We start from the raw sequence: 14,768 nt of genomic DNA on the forward strand, positions 1-14,768 counted from the left end.
CGTCCATTGACTACTCGTTGCACTCGCCAAGGACAGACCTCCATGCTCCAGACCTCGACCACCGCTGCAGAAGTACGTCAGCTCGATGGTGGTTACGCTCGGGAAACCCGCGCGCTGCTCTACCAGACCTACCTGCTTGACCCGACCTTTGCCTACCTGTTCGAAGCCGATCGTCCTGGGTTCGAGCGCCGCGTGCGTTCCACGGTGCGGCAACTGGTCAATCAGCACTTCCTCCAGGACCTGCCGGCGCTGGGCCTGTTCTTCGATGACCGTCTGGCCGGCGTTGCGCTGGTAGCGCCACCCCAGCGTCGCCTGGGCATCACCGAGAGCTGGGCCTGGCAATGGCGGATGATGCTGGGCACCGGCGTGGAAGGTACCCGCCGTTATCTTGAATACCATCACGCCGTGCAGCATTGCCTGCCTTCGGATGCGGTGCATGTGCTGCCGCTGATGGGGCTGCATCCCGATTACCAGGGCCCTGAACTGGCCGAGCAACTGCTGACGGCGGTACACAACTGGTGCGCCCAGGACCCGACGTCCGAAGGCGTGGTGTTGGACACCGGCAATCCGCGCTATCTGGCGTTCTTCGAACGGCAAGGCTATACCCAGATCGGCGAAGTGCCATTGGGTCCGGTGGTCGAGCACGTGTTCTTCCATCCCAGCCCTGAAACGGTCCGCAGTTCTGAAACAGTCGGTTACGCACAAGGCTGAACTCCAGTCATCCACGACGCCTGGCAGGGTCCAAATCGACGTACAGGTCGTGATAGCATTCGCCTATGAACTATTCAGGACGATTGGCCGGCAGCCTGGCGCTGCTGGTTGCATGTATGGCGGCTCAGGCCCAAAGCGTACTCGATGTGCGCATCAACCCTGCCAATGCGGCGCTCAAGAGCAATGTCGAAGGCTATATCGGCAGCCTGGGCGATCGTGACGGCGAGGCACTGTTGCGCTTCAGTCGCGGGGCCGAGGAGCAGGCGCAGAAAGCGGCGCAGGCGTTGGGCTATTATCAGGCGCGAGTGAGCAGCGAAGTACAGCCGGGAGAAAATCCTCGCTTGCTGCTGCACATTGAGCCGGGAGAGCCTATACATCTTCGTAATGTCACCGTACGTGTCGAAGGTCCGGCGGCGCAAATGAAGGCCTTCCGCGTGCCGCACAGTCGCGAGCTGGCTCCTGGCGCGGTGCTCAACCACGGTCAGTACGAGAATGCCAAGCAGCTTATCCAGAACCAGGCCTCGCGCTATGGATTCTTCAGTGGCACCTTCAGCAAGCAGCGCCTGGCCGTCGACCCACGGGCAGGCCTGGCCGACATCGAACTGGTGTACAACAGCGGTCCGCGGTTCAAGCTGGGCAAGGTCAGTTTCCAGGGCGACACGCCTTTCGACGATGAACTGCTGCAGCGCATGGTGCCCTTCAAGGAAGACACCGCCTACGATTCCGAACTGATTGCCGAGCTGAACCAGGCGCTGCAATCGAGTGGCTATTTCGAAGGCGTGCGGGTCGACGCGGCGCCAACGGCAGCCACCGAGCGGGTCATTCCCGTGGACGTGCAACTGACCACGCGCAAGCCCCGGACCATGGGGTTGGGCCTGGGTTATTCGACCGATGTGGGGCCGCGCGGCAAAGCCAACTGGACCCGCCACTGGGTCAATCCCCAGGGCCACAGCTATGGTGCGGAAATGGAGCTTTCCGCGCCTCGGCAGAACGTCGGGCTCTGGTATGACATCCCCCTGGATCCACCCCTCACCGACAAACTGCGCTGGGCTGGTGGCTACCAATACGAAGAGCTGGCCGACACCGACAGCCTGAGCAAACTGCTGACATTCGGCCCGGAATGGCACAGCAAGCTACCCAGCGGCTGGCAGCGAGTCATCTCGCTGAAGTGGCAACGCGAAGAATACCGGTTGGGCGACGACACCGGCCTGAGTACCCTGTTGATGCCAGGCATCAGCTACACCTACCTCAAGAGCGACAACAAGGTCGACCCGCACAATGGCTACCGTGTGCAGTTCGATGCGCAAGTGGCCAAGGAAGGGCTGATGTCGGACACCAACCTGTTGCATGGCAACGTAATGCTCAAGGGCTTGACCACCGTGGCGCAGAATCACCGCTTGCTTGGCCGGGTGCAGTTGGGCGGCAACGCCACCAACGGATACAAATCCGTTCCGCCTTCGCTGCGCTTCTTTGCCGGTGGCGATCAGAGCGTGCGTGGCTACGATTACCAGACCCTGTCTCCGGAAAACTCCGATGGCGACCGCATCGGCGGACGCTACATGGTGGCCGGCAGCGTGGAATACCAGTACTCGATCGCCGAGAAATGGCGCCTGGCGACCTTTATCGACAAGGGCAATTCGTTCAACGACCTCAAGTTCGCCGACCTCAAGACGGGCATCGGCGTGGGCGTACGCTGGGTCTCCCCGGTAGGCCCGATTCGTCTCGATCTGGCCCACGCCATGGATGACGACGGTGGCGTGCGCCTGCACTTTTCCATGGGGCCGGAACTATGAAGCCCGCACTGAAACGAGGTCTGCTGATCTCCCTAGGGGCGGTCGCAGCCCTGCTGCTGACCGTGATCGTGGCCGTGTCGCTGGTATTGGGCACGCAAGCCGGCAGCCACTGGGCGCTGGCTCGCGTGCCCGGACTGACCCTGGAAAACTTCAGTGGCAGGCTGGGCGGGCATTGGCAGGCCGACAGGCTGGTATGGCAGCAGCAGGCGACCCGAGTCGAGGTGCAGGCGCTTGAGCTGGCCTGGTCACCCGCTTGCCTGTGGCGCATGACCCTGTGCATCGACACCTTGCACACCGGCGCCATTCTTGCGCAGTTGCCTGCCAGCGAAGAGCCTGCCGGCAGCGGTCCGATCGTATTGCCCGATCTGCAATTGCCCGTCGCGATAGAGCTTGGCGATGTGCGTATCGATAGCCTGGAGCTGGATGGGGTGCAACAGCTGAGCGGTCTGGAGCTGGCAGCGCACTGGACCGCCGACGGCCTCAAGATCGACCGAGCCCACCTGCAGCGCGATGAACTGGTGCTGGATGTGCACGGCACTCTGCGCCCTGGCGGCCAATGGCCGCTCGATCTCGACGCCCAGGTGCAACTGCCGGCAGTGGACGACAAGCCCTGGCAGGTCACCCTCAACGCCACGGGCGATCTGCTGGACACACTGACCCTGGACGGGGAGAGTAGCGGCTACCTGCCCGCGCTGATCACCGGCACGGTGCAGCCGCTGGCCGAGCATTTGCCTGCGCAGTTGCGCATTCAGAGCGAGGCGTTCAAACCCAGCGCCGGGCTGCCCGACACTCTGGCTTTCAATCAGCTGGAACTCCTCGCCAAGGGTGACCTGCAGGCTGGCTATGCCATCGATGGCCGGGCCAGTCTGCCGGCCGAGCAGTCGCCGATGACCCTGTTGCTTGGCGCGCGGGTGGATGCCAAGGGTGCCGTGGTGCAGGCGTTGGACATCTCGTCCAGCGCGCAACAGCACCTGCGGCTGTCTGGCTCTCTGGATTGGCAACAGGCCCTGGCGGCGAAGGCCAGGATCGACTGGCTGGACTTCCCCTGGCACCGCCTGTACCCGGTCATTGCCGAGCCAGCCGTGAAGGTGCGGCGTTTCAAAGGCGAGATCGATTACAGCGACGGCAAGTACCTGGGCAACCTGAAAGGTGCCTTCGATGGCCCGGCTGGTGCATTCACCTTGGTAACACCGTTCAGCGGCGACCTGCAGCAGGTCTTCCTGCCCCAGCTGGAACTGGTGGCCGGGCAGGGCAAGGCGGCAGGGCACTTGAACGTGAAGTTTGCCGACGGCATCGCCTGGGACACGGCACTCGCCTTGAGCGCCATCGATCCGGCGTACTGGGTCGCGCAGATGCCCGGCAGCCTTGCCGGTCCTTTGCGCAGTACGGGTGAATTCAAGAACGAACGACTCAGCCTCGATGCCGACCTGGACCTCAAGGGCCGCTTGCGCGGGCAACCGGCCGTGCTCCAGGCCAAGGCCCAAGGCGCGGGCGAACGCTGGACGCTGGGCAACCTCGACGTTCGCCTGGGTGATAACCGCATCAAGAGTCAAGGCAGCCTGCAGCAGCGAGTCGAGGGTCGGCTGGACATCGACCTGGCCCGCCTGGGGCAGTTGTGGCCCGGGCTGCAGGGTCGGTTGAAAGGTCAGATGGATGCCGCAGGTACCCTGCAGGCACCCCAAGGCAAGCTCAAGCTGGTGGGCCAACAGTTGGCAATGGACAGCAACCGTCTGCAGAACCTGACCCTGGACGCCGGCCTCGATGGGGCCCAGCGCGGCACGCTGGATTTGACCGCTGCAGGCATTCGCGCAGGTGCAACCGACCTGGGCACCTTGAGCGCCAAGGCCTCGGGCGATATCAAGCGACAGCAAGCGCAACTGGCTCTCAAGGGGCCTCAGCTGGCCTTGGCGACCAGTCTGGACGGTACGCTGGACAAAGGCTTCACCGCACAAAGCAGCTGGCGCGGGCGACTGGCCAGCGGTTCGGTGCAGGCCGGTGGCCAGGACTGGCGTCTGCAGGCGCCAGCGCGCCTGGAATACCTGGCTGGCGGGCAGGTCAACTTCGGTGCCCATTGTTGGCGCTCAGGACAGGCCAGCCTGTGTGGCGAAGACCAGCGCCTGGCGCCCGAGCCGCGCCTGCGCTACCACCTCAAGCAGTTCCCGCTGGACAGCCTGGCCCAGTGGTTGCCGAAGGATTTCGCCTGGCAGGGCCTGCTCAATGCCGACGTGGCGGTGGATGTGCCCGCCAGCGGTCCGGCCGGTGAGATCACGGTCGATGCCGGCAACGGCACCTTGCGGGTGCGCAACGACCAGCAGTGGGTCGACTTCCCCTATCAAACCCTGCGTCTGACCAGCCGTCTGAACCCCAAGCGAATCGATACCGAGCTCAATTTTCGCGGGGATCGCCTGGGGCAATTGCAGGTGATTGCGCAGATCGATCCGATCCCGGAGAGCAAGCCTGTCACCGGCAGTTTCCGCCTGGCCGGGCTCGACCTTTCCATCGCTCGGCCCTTCGTGCCCATGGTCGAAACCCTCAAGGGGCAGCTCGATGGCAGCGGACAGATCACAGGTTCTCTGATGGCACCGCAGGTCAACGGCAACGTCCGTCTCAGCGGTGGCGAAATAGCCGGCCCGGAACTGCCGACCACCCTTGAAGACCTGCAGTTGCAGGCGCAGATCGCCGGTGAAAGCGTGCGTTTGCAGGGCAGCTGGAAAAGCGGCAAGACCGGCCAAGGGTCGCTGGGCGGCACCGTCGCCTGGGCCGATGCCCTCGATGTAGACGTGCAGCTCAAGGGCTCGCGGCTGCCGATCAATGTCGAACCCTATGCAACCCTGGAAGCGGCGCCCGACCTGCGCATCCAGATGAATGGCGAGCGTCTCGCCGTGGTCGGCAAGGTGTTCATTCCCAAGGGTGCCATCGTGGTTCGGCAATTGCCGCCGTCCACCGTGAAGCTGTCCGATGACGTGGTCATCGTCGGCAACCAGACCGAGCAGGGCAAGACGCCGTTGCCCATGGCGATTGATATCGATGTGGAAGTGGGCCAGGAAAAACTCACGTTCAACGGCTTCGGCCTGAGCGCCAACCTGGCAGGCCATGTTCATATCGGCGACAACTTGGACACGCGCGGTGAACTGGCCCTCAATGACGGGCGCTACAACGCCTATGGCCAACGTCTGACCATACGCCGCGCGCGCTTGCTGTTTGCCGGGCCAATCAGTCAGCCGTACCTGGACATCGAGGCGATCCGCACCACCGGTGATGTGATCGCCGGGATCCGCTTGACCGGCAATGCCGAGCAACCCACCAGCGAAGTGTTCTCGGAACCGACCATGAGCCAGGAACAGGCGCTCTCCTACCTGGTGTTGGGCCGGCCATTGGGCAACGGCGGCGAGGACAACAACATGCTCGCCCAGGCGGCGCTCGGTCTGGGTTTGATGGGCAGTTCGGGGGTCACCAGCAAACTGGCCACCGACCTGGGCATCGAAGATTTCCAGCTCGACACCCAGGGCAGCGGCGATGCCACCAGTGTGGTCGCCAGCGGCAACATTTCCGAGAAGCTCAGCCTGCGCTATGGCGTGGGGGTGTTCGAGCCGGCCAATACCATCGCCTTGCGCTACCTGTTGAGCAAGCGTCTGTATCTGGAAGTGGCCAGCGGCGTCGCCAGTTCGCTGGACCTGTTCTACAAACGTGATTTCTGAGGCTCGATCCCAAGTCCGCTAGTCGGGCTTGAGTAGGACTCAGAGCGCCAGGGTGCGGCGGATATTGCCGATCTGCCGCTGGCTCAGGCCGTACTTGTGGGCGAGGACGCTGCGTGAGGTGCCGTTGCGCGTCTCGTGGTGAATCTGCTGGTTGCGCCATTGGCGCAGGAAATGGTCGGCCTTGGGAATCTCCAGGGCCATGCCGGCGAAGCGCTGGATCAACGCCACTACCGTTGCGGCTTCCAGATGTTCCGCCAGGGCGGTGCGTTGCGGGTGTTTGGGGATGTAGCGCGGGCGTCCGCCGTAGAGCTGGGTCAGGCGGTAGGCCTGTTCGACACCGATGCATTCGATCAATACCTGCAGCGAATGGGGAAGTTGCTCGACGTCGATCTGCTGGAGCTGTTGGGTGTTCATGGTGACTTCCTTGTGGCAGCACTTGGCCAATCCGGCCGGAGGTCATTCTTGTCCAGGCGCCCCTGAGGCTCTAGGAGTCAAGAGGTCTCTGGCTGTGGGCAGGTTCCGGCAACTGCGTGGGAAATCCATACCGTCATTGGCATGACATTGGCCGTGGCGATGTGCTCGAACACTGTGCCTCGGTGGTCCCTGGCGATGTAACATGGCATGCAAACAGATACATCCCGGCAACAGAATCCGGGCCAACACGACTGTCAGGACCTCTACATGACTCAAGCTCAACGTATCAAATATTCCTTGCTGATTGCCCTGGTGGTATTGCTGATCATGCTCGGGCTGTCCTATCTGCAGACCCAGGGCGTCATCACCGAAAAACTCTTTCAGTACATTGCCATGGGTATCGCCGTACTGGTGGTGGTGATCAACGGTGTGCTGCGTCGCAAGGTCAAGCGACCGTAAGCGGGCGGCCTTTGAACTAATTTTTCGAGGTGACGCTCCAAGACAGTGCAGCACAAACCAATCACTGTTATGGAGTGCCCCATGTTCAAGAAGACTTTGACTGCCGTCGTTGCAACTTCCGCCCTGATGACCGCTGGCCTGGCGCTGGCCGACAAGCCCGGCGCTGGTTGGATCACCATCGAGAAAGCCATCGAGACCGCCAAGTCCAAGGGTTACACGGAAGTGTGGAAAATCGAAGCTGACGACAACGGCTACTGGGAAGGTGAGGGCAAGAAAGCCGACGGCGTAGCCTACGAGTTCCGTATCGACGGCCAGTCGGGCAACGTGCTGCGCGATCAGAAGGACTGATGCCCGCGGGCTTGTCCTGAGGCGGGTGGGTGTGGCGTACTAGGACCTCGTTCCGTTGACGCCAGGAAATGCCCGATGCCTGCTAGCGACCCCGCCGTTCAATCGCTGTCCTTCGATGATCTGACGCACTTGCTGCGTCAGATCTTCTTGCGTCATGGCACCTCTGCCGAGGTGGCCGACATTCTTGCCCACAACTGTGCAACTGCCCAACGAGACGGGGCCCACAGCCACGGCACATTCCGCATTCCCGGTTACCTTTCTACCCTGGCCAGCGGCTGGGTGGACGGCAAGGCGCGTCCGCAGGTCGAAGACGTTGCCAGTGGTTATGTGGCAGTGGATGCCGCCGGTGGCTTTGCCCAGCCGGCACTGGCCGCGGCGCGCGGGCTGTTGGTGAGCAAGGCGCGCGAGGCAGGTATCGCCGTGCTGGCGATTCGCAATTCCCATCACTTTGCTGCGCTCTGGCCAGATGTCGAACCGTTCGCTGCCGAAGGCCTGGTGGCCCTGAGCGTGGTCAACAGCATGACCTGCGTCGTTCCCCATGGAGGCACCAAGCCGCTGTTCGGCACTAATCCGATCGCCTTCGCAGCGCCGTGCGCAGGCAAGGATCCGCTGGTCTTTGACATGGCAACCAGCGCACTGGCCCACGGTGATGTGCAGATCGCGGCACGGGCCGGGCATCCCGTGCCTGTCGGTGCCGGTGTCGACAAGCACGGGCAGCCGACGACCGACCCGGCGGCAATTCTCGATGGCGGGGCGCTGCTGCCGTTTGGTGGCCACAAAGGCTCGGCGTTGTCGATGATGGTGGAGCTGCTTTCAGCGGCCCTCACCGGTGGAAATTTTTCCTTCGAGTTCGATTGGACACGTCATCCCGGTGCGCAGACACCCTGGACCGGGCAGTTGATCATCGTCATCGACCCCGACAAGCGTGCTGGCCAGAACTTTGCCGAACGCAGCCGCGAGCTGGTCGAGCGCATGCATGAAGCCGGGCAATCGCGCCTCTCGGGCGACAGGCGCTATCGCCAGCGCGCACTGGCAACGACTCAAGGCATTTCGATGCCTGTCGAAGAGTTGGAAAGATTGCGGGCTTTGGCTGGCGAATGATGCAGGAAGGGCCGCTGCGATCGACGGCCCGGAACAACGATGCGAGAACACGGGTGAAATCTGTGGGTGCAGTGCGGACTGATCAGTCGCGACGGCCCAGCAGCAGACCCAGCAACAGGCCGCAGGTTGCCGAAGCAGCAACGGTCTGCCAAGGATGGCCACCGATGTAGGTTTGCGTGGCTTCGACCACTGGCTTGGCGCGCTCGCGCAGCCCGGCCAGGGAGTACGAAACGTGCTCCAGCTTGGAATTGACTTGCGCGCGCAGGCTATTGGCGTCGTCACCCACCAGGGAGGCGCCGTCCCTGAGCATTTTTTCCGATTCTTCGATCAACGCCAGCAGCTCGCTGAAAACTTGATCCTTGATTTGATCCTCGGCCGATTCAGCACTTGATCTACGGGCCATTTCACTCACTCCTGGTGTTTATTTAAGGCAGTGCAAGATTGAGTCCCGGCGCCCTGGAAAGTTGCATGCAGCGCTCAGGCGCAGCGTTTGCTCCTACAGGTTTTCATGTCCAGACGTGTAAGATGTCGCCTGTTTTTTCTGCTGGCAGGTACTCGCAATGAGCTTCAATCTCGCTAATCGTTCGCTGGCCGAGCGCGCCATGATCGAGGATGAAAAGGCCCGTCTCTACGAGCTGTGGCAAGCCAACCTGGGCAAGGCCAAGGCCGACGCTGCCCGACTCATCGGGGAAAAGGCCAAACGCAAGGGTCGTTGGGCCGAGTGGGTACGCGCCGAGCTGGACGGCATGTCTCCCCCTGAGTACGCCAACATGGTGCGTGCCGAAGTGAACAAGCTGATGGCTGCGGCACGCTGAGCCAGGGGCTGCCGGATTCGGCGGCACAAGCGTCGGGTTTCAATAGCCCGCTGCAGCCGGCAGGCTCAAGGTACCGCTGTCGCTGAAGCGCACCGTTCCGAACAGTCCGCCGGCAAGCTTGCCATGCAATCGGTAGGGCATGCCGTTCAGGCTCTGGGCGGGATTGAGGCCCACGGCCTGGCGCAACGCCGTAAACGCAGACACGCTCACAGGCACGGCCAGCACTTCCTCCGAATAACGTTCGATACGACCGTGCTGGCTGCTGACGCCACTGGCCAACGGCTGGCCGTTGACGTCCAGGTTCACCGCTATGCCGTCGTAGTCGATGGCGGTTTCGTTGGGGTTCTGCAGCCGCAGCTTGATGGCGAAGCGCAGCTCCAACTCTTGCGCAGGCAAGGGCTCGATGCCCACCACACTGATGGAAACCGGATCCCTGGAGGGCAACAGCGAACATCCCGCTATGCCGGCCAGAAGTGCCAGGGTCAAGCAACTGCGCAATAAGCGAAACATGAGTGGGTAACTCCCGGACCGAGCACGTCGCTCCCTCAGTGCGACCATGAGTGTGGCTCTGGGTTCGCCATTCTGCGGGATGAGCAAACCAGGATATGCCTGGCAGAGGCTTGGACTGGCTTGATGTGTGCAGATGTTTCAAGGAAATGGCGTTCCTGTGGGCCCAGCCCTGCGCCGCCCGGCAAGTGCGGGCATCGGTGCGTTGGATCGGGGCAGTCAATCGCGGCAAGCCCCAGACTGGCGCAGCGGTTCGATCATCGAGAGTAGGGCTGCTTTCACTTTCGAGGCGTCAAGTAGCCACTTGGCGCCTATGGTTACCCTTCAGGAACGCTCCTATGCGCACATCCGTCTTCGAGGGCACACCCCATGACCGTTTCGAAACTCAAACCTACGCTGGGCACGCTGCACCTTTGGGGTATCGCCGTTGGTCTGGTGATCTCCGGTGAATACTTTGGCTGGAGCTATGGCTGGGGCAGTGCTGGCACCCTGGGTTTCCTCTGCACCACGCTGATGGTCGCTGTGATGTACACCTGCTTCATCTTCAGCTTCACCGAACTGACCACGGCCATTCCCAATGCGGGTGGTCCATTTGCCTACAGCCTGCGCGCATTCGGCCCTGCAGGCGGCATGATTGCCGGGCTGGCGACCCTGATCGAATTCGTCTTCGCCCCGCCGGCCATCGCCATGGCCATCGGCGCCTACCTCAACGTGCAGTTTCCCGGACTCGATCCCAAATGGGCCGCGGTCGGTGCCTATGCCGTGTTCATGAGCCTCAACATTGTCGGCGTGAGCATTGCGGCCACCTTCGAACTGGTGGTGACCATCCTGGCGGTGTTCGAACTGCTGGTGTTCATGGGCGTGGTGGCGCCGGCGTTCAGTTTCAGCAACTTCGCCCTGGGCGGTTGGGCCGGGTCCGACACGTTCAGCCTGGGTGCATTGAGCGGCATGTTCGCGGCGATTCCTTTCGCCATCTGGTTCTTTCTGGCCATCGAGGGTGCGGCCATGGCGGCCGAGGAAGCCAAGGACCCCAAACGCACCATTCCCCGGGCCTACATCGCCGGGATCCTGACCCTGGTCACCTTGGCCATCAGCGTGATGATCTTCGCCGGTGGCGTCGGCGACTGGCGCGCCCTGGCGAACATCAACGACCCGCTGCCGCAAGCCATGAAAGGCGTGGTGGGCGAGAACTCCAACTGGATGCACATGCTGGTATGGATCGGCCTGTTCGGGCTGGTCGCCAGCTTTCACGGAATTATCCTGGGCTATTCACGGCAGTTCTTCGCGCTGGCACGGGCGGGTTTCCTGCCCAAGGGCCTGGCCAGGCTGTCGCGCTTCCACACCCCGCACCGCGCCATCCTCGCCGGTGGGGTGGTGGGCATCGCGGCGATCTTCAGCGATGGCCTGGTGAACCTGCAGGGGCTCAGCCTGACCGCAGCGATGATCACCATGGCCGTATTCGGCGCCATCGTCATGTACATCATGAGCATGCTCAGCCTGTTCAAGCTGCGCCACAGCGAACCTCAGCTCGAGCGTTCCTTCCGCGCGCCCGGCTATCCGCTGGTGCCGGCCATTGCGCTGGTGCTGGCGCTGGTGTGTCTGGTGGCGATGGTGTGGTTCAATGCGATGATCTGCGGGATCTTCATCGGTCTGATGTGCCTCGGCTCGCTGTTCTGCGTATTCGTGCGCAGCCGCGGCGACAGCCACCCCGCAATGGCCAGCGAGTGAGGAGGGCAGCATGAGTTTCGTGCACAGCATCGCCGGGCAGACCTGGCGCTTCGACAATCTCCGGCAGTTGATGGCCAAGGCCAGTCCGGCACGCTCGGGGGACTACCTGGCCGAAATCGCTGCCGGCAGCGACGCCGAGCGGGCGGCGGCGCAGATGGCCCTGGCGGACGTGCCGCTCACGCGTTTTCTGCACGAGGCGCTGATCCCCTATGAAGAGGATGAAGTCACCCGCCTGATCGTCGATACCCACGATGCCCCGGCCTTTGCTGCGGTCAGCCATCTGACCGTGGGCGGCTTTCGTGACTGGCTGCTCGGCGACGAGGCCAACGAAGCCAGCCTGCGGGCCCTGGCGCCCGGCATCACGCCGGAGATGGCCGCTGCCGTGTCGAAGATCATGCGTGTGCAGGACCTGGTCCTGGTGGCGCAGAAGATTCGCGTGGTCACGCGCTTTCGCAACACGGTAGGGCTGCGTGGGCGGATGTCGACCCGGCTGCAGCCGAACCATCCCACGGACGATCCGGCCGGTATCGCTGCCAGTGTTCTGGATGGCCTGCTGTATGGCAACGGCGATGCCATGATCGGCATCAATCCGGCCAGCGATAGCCTCAGCGCCATCAGCGAGCTGTTGAAGATGCTCGACGGCGTGATCCAGCATTACGGCATACCGACCCAATCCTGCGTGCTGACCCATGTGACCTCTTCGATAGCCGCCATCGAGCGCGGCGTGCCGCTGGATCTGGTGTTCCAGTCCATCGCCGGCACCGAAGCGGCCAACAGCAGCTTCGGTGTCAGCCTGGCGGTGTTGCAGGAAGGCCATGAAGCAGGCCTGAGCCTGAAGCGCGGCACCCAGGGCAACAACCTGATGTACTTCGAAACCGGGCAGGGCAGTGCGTTGTCCGCCAACGCCCACCATGGGGTCGATCAGCAGACCTGCGAGGCGCGGGCCTATGCGGTAGCACGGCGGTTCGACCCATTCCTGGTCAATACCGTGGTCGGCTTCATCGGCCCTGAATACCTGTACAACGGCAAGCAGATCATCCGCGCAGGGCTCGAGGACCATTTCTGCGGCAAGCTGATGGGTGTGCCCATGGGTTGCGACATCTGCTACACCAATCATGCCGAGGCTGACCAGGATGACATGGACATGCTGCTGACCCTGCTGGGCGTGGCCGGTATCAATTTCATCATGGGCATTCCGGGGTCGGACGACGTCATGCTCAATTACCAGACCACCTCTTTTCACGATGCCTTGTATGCGCGCAAGACCCTGGGCCTGCGGCCGGCACCGGAGTTCGAAGATTGGCTGGCGCGCATGGACATTCTGCAACAGCAGGACGGCCAGCTGCGCCTGGGTACGGGTGTTCCGCCGTTGTTCGGCACGGCCCTGGCCCGTCTGGGTTGACGGGCCAAGGTTTGGCTAACGCTATCCATCTGCTCGAAGGTGAGCCATGAACGACAACACTCCCACCCGAGGCGACCCCTGGAGCGCGCTGCGCGCACTGACACCGGCGCGCATAGCCCTGGGCCGGGCCGGCACCAGCTTGCCCAGCAGCGCACAGCTGGACTTCCAGTACGCCCATGCGCAAGCCCGCGATGCCGTGCACCTGCCGTTCGACAAGGCAGCGCTCGCCGAGGCTTGTCCCGGTAGTTTGAGCCTGCACAGCGCGGCGACTGACCGGCATGTCTATCTGCAGCGTCCTGACCTGGGTCGGCGCCTGGACGAGGCTTCGCTCCAGCAGCTGCTCACTCACGCCGGCGAGAGTTCGGCAGGGTTCGACCTGGCGGTGGTGATCGCCGACGGTCTTTCCGCGCTGGCTGTGCATCGGCATGCGCTGCCCATGCTGCAACGCATCGAGCAGATTGCGGGTGATGAGGGTTGGAGCGTTGCGCCGGTCTGCCTGGTCGAGCAAGGGCGGGTGGCGGTAGCCGACGAGGTAGCGCAGGCACTGGGCGCGCGCATGGTGGTACTGCTGATCGGTGAGCGGCCGGGCCTGAGTTCGCCCGACAGCCTCGGGCTGTATTTCACCTATGCACCGCGAGTGGGGTTGAACGATGCCGCGCGCAACTGCATTTCCAATGTTCGCCAGCAGGGCCTGAGCTACGCCACCGCTGCGCACAAGTTGCAGTACCTGATGCGCGAGGCCTGGCAACGCAAGCTGTCGGGCGTCCACCTCAAGGATGAAGCGTTGGTACCCGAAATCGAAAACGACGCCCCGCAGCGACCGGGGAATTTCTTGCTCGACAACCCCCTGTAGCAGCGGCGCGAGCCGCGTCGGCGGTATCCGCGGTGCATCTGGCCCAACGCGGTAAGCCCAGACGCGGCTTACGCCGCTGCTACAGGGGATGGAGAGCCGCGTCGGCGGTATCCGCGGTGCATCTGGCCCAACGCGGTAAGTCCGGACGCGGCTTGCGCCGCTGCTACAGGGATGGAGAGCCGCGTCGGCGATTTCGCGGTTACAGGGAATTGCGCATCTTTTCGATATGAATCCAGAGGTTTTCATCCTCGAAGGATTCGATCACCAGGTTAGCCCCGGCGGACCGCAGGGTCTGCGCCGATTGGCTGGTCGACAGCGCCACGGTGAACAGCCCAGCCGCAACCGCAGCAGTTACCCCAGGTACCGAATCTTCGAAGGCAATGCCTGCCTCGGCGCGTGCGCCCAAGCGTTGCAGGCCGGTAAGGTAGGGCAGCGGATCGGGTTTGGCGCGTGCCAGCTCTTCGGCAACCACCACTGTCGGCAGGCGCTCGGCCAGGCCCAGGGCATCGAGCATGTGTTCGGCATTGGCACGCGGTGCGTTGGTCACTACCACCATGCCCAGTTGCGCCTGCTCGGCATAGTCGAGCAAACGCAACAGCCCGGCAATCGGCGCAAGTTGCGGTGCAAGTTCGCGAAAGCGCGCTTCCTTGCGATCGGCGAACGCTTCGTGCTCCGCCACCGATCGCTCTGGAAACAGGTACTGGCACATGTCGGCATTGGCCCGGCCGCTGGCATGCAACTGGAACTCTTCATGGGTGAATTCGCGACCTTCCTCGGCCAGCAATTGCTGCACGGCGAGAAGGTGCAAGGCGTCGGTTTCAGTCAGTGTGCCATCGAGGTCGAACAGCAGGGCTTCGAGCATGAATCGTCCATTCCATCCCAGGGTTTGCCGCAGTGTAGCAGTGTCGGATGGCAGTTCCGATGCTCGCGGACCGGCTA

The 14,768-nt window shown here is 63.0% G+C and carries 14 protein-coding genes; 10 read left to right on the top strand and 4 right to left on the bottom strand.

Features of this window, described 5'->3' with window-relative positions; translation table 11 throughout:
- The first annotated feature begins 42 nt into the window (after window positions 1-42).
- The 3 genes from IFT80_RS03250 to IFT80_RS03260 all read left to right on the top strand — a co-directional run bounded on the left by IFT80_RS03250 (window position 43) and on the right by IFT80_RS03260 (window position 6,202).
- Window positions 43-711, top strand: coding sequence for a GNAT family N-acetyltransferase (locus IFT80_RS03250; RefSeq protein WP_192102079.1), 669 nt, complete (start codon window positions 43-45; stop codon window positions 709-711).
- Window positions 712-776: 65 nt separating this feature from the next.
- A complete protein-coding gene (locus IFT80_RS03255; protein WP_192056257.1) occupies window positions 777-2,504 on the top strand; it encodes an autotransporter assembly complex protein TamA in 1,728 nt (575 codons plus the stop codon).
- On the top strand, window positions 2,501-6,202 hold the full coding sequence (locus IFT80_RS03260) for a translocation/assembly module TamB domain-containing protein (RefSeq protein WP_244652278.1): 3,702 nt from the start codon (window positions 2,501-2,503) through the stop codon (window positions 6,200-6,202). Before IFT80_RS03255 ends, IFT80_RS03260 begins: the two co-directional genes overlap by 4 nt.
- Before the next feature lie 39 nt (window positions 6,203-6,241).
- Here the strand turns inward: IFT80_RS03260 and IFT80_RS03265 are convergent, their stop codons facing one another.
- Window positions 6,242-6,616, bottom strand: coding sequence for a Mor transcription activator family protein (locus IFT80_RS03265; RefSeq protein ID WP_122476937.1), 375 nt, complete (start codon window positions 6,614-6,616; stop codon window positions 6,242-6,244).
- 267 nt (window positions 6,617-6,883) lie between these two features.
- Between IFT80_RS03265 and IFT80_RS03270 the strand changes: the two genes are divergently transcribed.
- The 3 genes from IFT80_RS03270 (at window position 6,884) to IFT80_RS03280 (ending at window position 8,524) form a co-directional block, all read left to right on the top strand.
- Window positions 6,884-7,075: a hypothetical protein gene (locus IFT80_RS03270; RefSeq protein WP_185793444.1), complete on the top strand. Its 192-nt coding sequence runs from the start codon at window positions 6,884-6,886 to the stop codon at window positions 7,073-7,075.
- 81 nt (window positions 7,076-7,156) lie between these two features.
- Entirely contained in the window at window positions 7,157-7,423 is a 267-nt protein-coding gene (locus IFT80_RS03275; protein ID WP_122476941.1) for a PepSY domain-containing protein, read from the top strand.
- A 75-nt stretch (window positions 7,424-7,498) separates the two neighbouring features.
- Window positions 7,499-8,524, top strand: coding sequence for an Ldh family oxidoreductase (locus tag IFT80_RS03280; RefSeq protein ID WP_192136739.1), 1,026 nt, complete (start codon window positions 7,499-7,501; stop codon window positions 8,522-8,524).
- Window positions 8,525-8,606: 82 nt separating this feature from the next.
- On the opposite strand, the gene IFT80_RS03285 is transcribed toward IFT80_RS03280, so the two are convergent.
- Window positions 8,607-8,927, bottom strand: coding sequence for a DUF883 family protein (locus tag IFT80_RS03285; protein ID WP_122476944.1), 321 nt, complete (start codon window positions 8,925-8,927; stop codon window positions 8,607-8,609).
- A gap of 157 nt (window positions 8,928-9,084) precedes the next feature.
- Here IFT80_RS03285 and IFT80_RS03290 point away from each other — a divergent pair, with 157 nt between their 5' ends.
- On the top strand, window positions 9,085-9,339 hold the full coding sequence (locus IFT80_RS03290) for a hypothetical protein (protein WP_122476946.1): 255 nt from the start codon (window positions 9,085-9,087) through the stop codon (window positions 9,337-9,339).
- Between the two features lie 39 nt (window positions 9,340-9,378).
- On the opposite strand, the gene IFT80_RS03295 is transcribed toward IFT80_RS03290, so the two are convergent.
- Window positions 9,379-9,849, bottom strand: a complete 471-nt coding sequence (locus IFT80_RS03295; RefSeq protein ID WP_122476948.1) for an LEA type 2 family protein — start codon at window positions 9,847-9,849, stop codon at window positions 9,379-9,381.
- Between the two features lie 366 nt (window positions 9,850-10,215).
- Here IFT80_RS03295 and eat point away from each other — a divergent pair, with 366 nt between their 5' ends.
- From eat to eutC, 3 genes are read left to right on the top strand one after another with little or no spacing between them, the layout of a single operon-like run.
- Window positions 10,216-11,574, top strand: a complete 1,359-nt coding sequence (eat, locus tag IFT80_RS03300) for an ethanolamine permease (RefSeq protein ID WP_192136740.1) — start codon at window positions 10,216-10,218, stop codon at window positions 11,572-11,574.
- A gap of 10 nt (window positions 11,575-11,584) precedes the next feature.
- Window positions 11,585-12,976, top strand: coding sequence for an ethanolamine ammonia-lyase subunit EutB (locus IFT80_RS03305; RefSeq protein ID WP_192136741.1), 1,392 nt, complete (start codon window positions 11,585-11,587; stop codon window positions 12,974-12,976).
- A gap of 46 nt (window positions 12,977-13,022) precedes the next feature.
- Window positions 13,023-13,829, top strand: a complete 807-nt coding sequence (eutC, locus tag IFT80_RS03310; protein ID WP_192136742.1) for an ethanolamine ammonia-lyase subunit EutC — start codon at window positions 13,023-13,025, stop codon at window positions 13,827-13,829.
- Window positions 13,830-14,028: 199 nt separating this feature from the next.
- On the opposite strand, the gene IFT80_RS03315 is transcribed toward eutC, so the two are convergent.
- Window positions 14,029-14,691, bottom strand: a complete 663-nt coding sequence (locus IFT80_RS03315; protein ID WP_122476955.1) for an HAD family hydrolase — start codon at window positions 14,689-14,691, stop codon at window positions 14,029-14,031.
- Window positions 14,692-14,768 lie beyond the last annotated feature (77 nt).

This window comes from Pseudomonas sp. CFBP 8771, from assembly GCF_014841695.1.
In the GTDB taxonomy this organism is placed as follows: Bacteria; Pseudomonadota; Gammaproteobacteria; order Pseudomonadales; family Pseudomonadaceae; genus Aquipseudomonas; species Aquipseudomonas baltica.

Coding starts and splice junctions, on each gene's coding strand:
- IFT80_RS03250 (WP_192102079.1), top strand. CDS start 43: ATGCTCCAGACCTCGACCACCGCTGCAGAAGTACGTCAGCTCGATGGT.
- IFT80_RS03255 (WP_192056257.1), top strand. CDS start 777: ATGAACTATTCAGGACGATTGGCCGGCAGCCTGGCGCTGCTGGTTGCA.
- IFT80_RS03260 (WP_244652278.1), top strand. CDS start 2,501: ATGAAGCCCGCACTGAAACGAGGTCTGCTGATCTCCCTAGGGGCGGTC.
- IFT80_RS03265 (WP_122476937.1), bottom strand. CDS start 6,616: ATGAACACCCAACAGCTCCAGCAGATCGACGTCGAGCAACTTCCCCAT.
- IFT80_RS03270 (WP_185793444.1), top strand. CDS start 6,884: ATGACTCAAGCTCAACGTATCAAATATTCCTTGCTGATTGCCCTGGTG.
- IFT80_RS03275 (WP_122476941.1), top strand. CDS start 7,157: ATGTTCAAGAAGACTTTGACTGCCGTCGTTGCAACTTCCGCCCTGATG.
- IFT80_RS03280 (WP_192136739.1), top strand. CDS start 7,499: ATGCCTGCTAGCGACCCCGCCGTTCAATCGCTGTCCTTCGATGATCTG.
- IFT80_RS03285 (WP_122476944.1), bottom strand. CDS start 8,927: ATGGCCCGTAGATCAAGTGCTGAATCGGCCGAGGATCAAATCAAGGAT.
- IFT80_RS03290 (WP_122476946.1), top strand. CDS start 9,085: ATGAGCTTCAATCTCGCTAATCGTTCGCTGGCCGAGCGCGCCATGATC.
- IFT80_RS03295 (WP_122476948.1), bottom strand. CDS start 9,849: ATGTTTCGCTTATTGCGCAGTTGCTTGACCCTGGCACTTCTGGCCGGC.
- eat (WP_192136740.1), top strand. CDS start 10,216: ATGACCGTTTCGAAACTCAAACCTACGCTGGGCACGCTGCACCTTTGG.
- IFT80_RS03305 (WP_192136741.1), top strand. CDS start 11,585: ATGAGTTTCGTGCACAGCATCGCCGGGCAGACCTGGCGCTTCGACAAT.
- eutC (WP_192136742.1), top strand. CDS start 13,023: ATGAACGACAACACTCCCACCCGAGGCGACCCCTGGAGCGCGCTGCGC.
- IFT80_RS03315 (WP_122476955.1), bottom strand. CDS start 14,691: ATGCTCGAAGCCCTGCTGTTCGACCTCGATGGCACACTGACTGAAACC.